A 3094-nucleotide genomic window follows, 5' to 3' on the forward strand; every position below is an offset into this window, starting at 1 on the left:
GGTGATGAAGAACTACGCTCCGGAAAGTTTTGATGAGAAATTCAGAATTTTGCATGGACTAACTAAGCAACCGCTGGCTAACCAGCGCTATCGTATCAAATTAGCTGATGGGAAAGTTATCGAAGGGATTACGAACGCTAAAGGTGAAACAGAGCTGGTACAGTCTCAGGCAACTGAGGATATGGTCATTACCTGGCTTGAGAGGGTAACTAAATGAAAAATAAAACGCTGATTATCATTTCCCTGTGTTGTGTGCTGTTTATTGTTATTACGATTATTATCGCAAATCTTCCTTCCGTAGGGAGAAGTTTTGGTTATGGCATGCCTGGTCCGGCCAGAAAGGATAATGACCGGCGAGTGGTGAGAACCAATGCCCCGCCGCAGGTGATTTACCGCTTGGACGATCACCGTTATCTGACACTGGAAAACTATATTGCCTGCGACAAGAGTGGTCAGGTTTATTACCATGATAGCCAGTTGGGCATAAAAACACGACTTGAAGCATTCAGTCGCGATGGCTGGAGTGATGATGGTAAAACCAGGATAAAAAATCAGTATGCGGGCGATGACCAGATCCAGCTAAAGGATGTGGAAAACAGTTTTATGCACTTTAAAGGGAAGCTTATTAACAATGCGACCAATGGCGTGCTGGTATTTCCGTTTGTTAATAATCGATGGCAGGGGTGCAGCAATAACCATGGTTGTTACCAGACTGTGTTGGTGTCAACGGATAAGGGCCGTACATTTTTTGAAAGTACCTATGATCGCTCGACAAGCCATCCGAATATAAGAACTACATTCATCATTGAAAATGACTATTATATAAGAGCTGATGGATATGGAGAATATATAAAGGTTGTTCCTTATTCCGACGAAAAAAATGTAAGTAATCAATATATTGGTCGGGAGGGGGTGATGAAAATTGAGCGGATGAACGGAGTTGGTTTTTTTTGTGATGAAAATATAAAACCATCAAAAGTAAAGTTTATCAAGCCTGAAAAGGAATGAATAAAATGAATTTAGAAGAACCGGGGCGTGATCTGGAAACGTGTATGGATGATAACGGGCGACCTTTCTGGAATAGCTGTGCTTCTCCACAATCGGTTAAAGTTCGTGGGGATTGCAGTTTTCCACCGCATTTGCCGGGTATTGTTATCTTTGTTCATGGAGTAAATTCTACTGGCGAGTGGTATCAGACGGCAGAAGAATCGCTTTGCGCTGGCTTGAATATACGCCTTGGCTTAGGAGATACTGAATATTCACTACGACCAAATATTTATAGTTGTGATAGCCCTGCTTCAGATAATGGCCGCAGGAGAATTCTAACAGAAGGACGATCTCCGGTTATTCGTTTTTACTGGGGTTATAGATCGCCAGAAGGTGATGAAGGTAAGTATACAATTCCGCTAGTAAATATTAATAATGAAGATTATCATCAGATGATCGCTGACGGTATTCCTGAGCAGGATATAAGAAAAAAAGGGCCTTTTTTTTGGGGGGGAGGCCCTTTTCAGAACGGTACTACCCAACTGGGATCTTTATGGAGTGAAGAAGGATTTAAAGAAAACTTATTCGGTGTTTTTCCCGTTCAACTGGTCGCGCCAGATGAAGATCGCCTGCTCACTAATGCGCCGCCGAGAAAATATTACGCTCATGCAGCAAAAAGGCTGGCCGATTTAATGGATTTTATCCGCCAGGAATACCCACGCGATACAATTAGCGTAATTTCTCATAGCCAGGGAACAATGATCGCAATGGCTGCCACCACGTTGGCTAAAAGGGCACCTGATGCACTTTTTATCCTTAGCTCACCTTATTCATTATCAAATAAAGTCACTGATACTATTGCGCTTCCGCTTGGTGAGGATTCGTCGGACAATTCCCGCCACCAGACTCTGGCGGCTATTATTGACAAGATTGCCACACAGAGTAAACCTCTGCCTGTTGATGACTATAACTCACTGTGCGTAGGCAAAACATTAGATAAGAAACCTTGGAAACCTGATGTGATTTTTAAATCAGAAAAAAATGGGGAAGATATTCCGGAACGTGATAATCATGGGCGATTTTATATTTACTGCAACCCCCATGATCGAGTTATGGGGGCTAGTCCACTACTTAGCTTGGGCTGGGTAGGACTGAAAAACAATCCTGATGGTAGCCCTCATTCGCTAATGATGAAATATAAAGGGCATATTTTTCAGAGAATACTGGCCCGTTGGTTACCCTGTGGTGACAAGCCTAATCCTAAAACCTCTTTCACTCCAGCGGATGGAAAACCTTTCTGGGATGATAATGGTGATTTATTCACTTATAATAATACGGGCTATTGGACTGTTAATATCAACGGAGAAGAAGTCATAAACCCAATCCAAACCCGTGAAATGGTTGATTTTGACGAAACACGTGTGGGATTAGAAGAGCTTCCGAACGAAGAGTATGGCCACGGTTGGGGTCAGCTGAGTAAAAAAATACATGATAAAACCGGAGAGTCTAAGCCGGTAGACGATACCTTTAAAAACTATATCAATCTGTATCCTTATCAGCAGGTACTGACTGGCTATGAGCCAACGACTTATGGTGCCAGGCCCGTTTACAGGCGGGAAACGGCCGAAGAGCGAGCCGCACGGGTCGGTAAATATATCTCTCAGCCTACGGATCACAGCACCCTGCCAAATAGCAAAGAATTTATGAGTCGTGTGGTCGCTTATGATCTGCCGATTGGGTTTTGTGATGCAAGTATGAATAAAGCGTTTATGGACCAAATCCGCACTATGGCTGACTGGACTCAGGGATTAGATCCTTATATGGAAAAAGGGATCCTTAATATTCCTGAAAGGCCGGCCATGATCCATACAAATACAGCCGCTCAGGATTATAAGGATACTTACCCTGAGCAATTTGAACGATATAGACACGAAAACCGTCTGTTTGGCTGGGAGGCGGGCGGACGACCTGTCAATAAAGGGTAAGGAAATCTCATGGCAATATGCGCAGTGGTATTGGGTGATGCCACCTCACACGGCGGCAGGGTAGCTTCGGCCTCATCCAGCTTCGATATTAACGGCAAAAATGCTGCATTACTCCACGACAC

Annotated in this window: 3 protein-coding genes and 1 pseudogene; all 4 read left to right on the forward strand. The window is 43.7% G+C overall.

Translation table 11 applies throughout. The features are described 5' to 3' along the window. A pseudogene (locus JJB97_RS17520) lies at positions 1–217 on the forward strand (DUF2345 domain-containing protein); the annotation flags it as partial. Continuing rightward, positions 214–1008, forward strand: coding sequence for a T6SS immunity protein Tli3 family protein (locus JJB97_RS17525; protein WP_238715366.1), 795 nt, complete (start codon positions 214–216; stop codon positions 1006–1008). The pseudogene JJB97_RS17520 and the gene JJB97_RS17525, both read left to right, overlap by 4 nt. A 5-nt stretch (positions 1009–1013) precedes the next feature. Continuing rightward, positions 1014–2972, forward strand: coding sequence for a T6SS effector phospholipase Tle3 domain-containing protein (locus JJB97_RS17530; RefSeq protein WP_238715367.1), 1959 nt, complete (start codon positions 1014–1016; stop codon positions 2970–2972). 9 nt (positions 2973–2981) lie between these two features. Continuing rightward, on the forward strand, positions 2982–3094 hold a 113-nt coding region (locus JJB97_RS17535), incomplete at its 3' end, for a PAAR domain-containing protein (RefSeq protein ID WP_238715368.1).

It is taken from the genome of Tenebrionibacter intestinalis, assembly GCF_016632365.1.
Taxonomy (GTDB): Bacteria; Pseudomonadota; Gammaproteobacteria; order Enterobacterales; family Enterobacteriaceae; genus Tenebrionibacter; species Tenebrionibacter intestinalis.